Source organism: Vulcanococcus sp. Clear-D1, assembly GCF_014654725.1.
GTDB lineage: Bacteria > Cyanobacteriota > Cyanobacteriia > PCC-6307 > Cyanobiaceae > Vulcanococcus.
On record NZ_JACVZV010000018.1, the window covers coordinates 368,259 to 368,969 of the forward strand.

A 711-nucleotide genomic window follows, 5' to 3' on the forward strand; every position below is an offset into this window, starting at 1 on the left:
GGTTCTCTGCGTAGTTGAAGGATTGGCTGGCTGTTACGGTAGGCGCAGTGCTATCGCCAGCAATAAACGCTAAGTAGTCATTGAGGTCGTCATATACTGGATCGCTTGATGTGCCAACAGTTTGCCCTGCGCTGAAAGTCTGTTGAGATCGGGAAGCTACTAATAGGTAAGCATAGCCTTGCTCTGTGGAAGGATTCGTGATGAAGTTGCCATTGTCAAAGAAATAGAATGCGTCGGTTTGGCTGCCTGTCTTTGCTTGGCGGCTGACGATACCCTGTACCGTTGTTGTTGTGCCTGCAATTGTATATGAGAGAGTGCCTGGAACCTCGTTGCCGGTATATTGCGTATCCGTAGGGTTCTGAGATGTAAATGATAGCCCGGTCGCGCTTGTCAGGCTGTTCGTCGTTTCGAGCGAAATATTGCTTGATTGCTCTTGCTGAGTATTGCTCGCCGACTTAAACGCCTCTGCAAAGTAGACTGTCGCCAGATCCTTTGTCCATAGCGACAGGTATTCATGTGCAATTACTCTGTAAAAGCTTAGTCTTTCACCTGTATTGCTTTCTGTTTCGTGATCGTGTCTGTTGATTCGTTGACTTGCGCTGAATGTCTTGCTGCTCGTTAGTTCTTCAAGTAGCGTGATAAAGTTGCTATCTGTACCTAGGGAGGCTCTGGAAAACCGAAGCGATTCACGGGACAATTACCCTCTGTGAT

At 47.7% G+C, this 711-nt stretch carries 1 protein-coding gene; it reads right to left on the reverse strand.

Going from position 1 to position 711, the window contains the following annotated elements; genetic code table 11:
- A partial coding sequence (locus tag H9532_RS08730; RefSeq protein ID WP_296367439.1) for a hypothetical protein occupies positions 1-697 on the reverse strand: 697 nt, incomplete at its 3' end.
- Between the last annotated feature and the right edge of the window lie 14 nt (positions 698-711).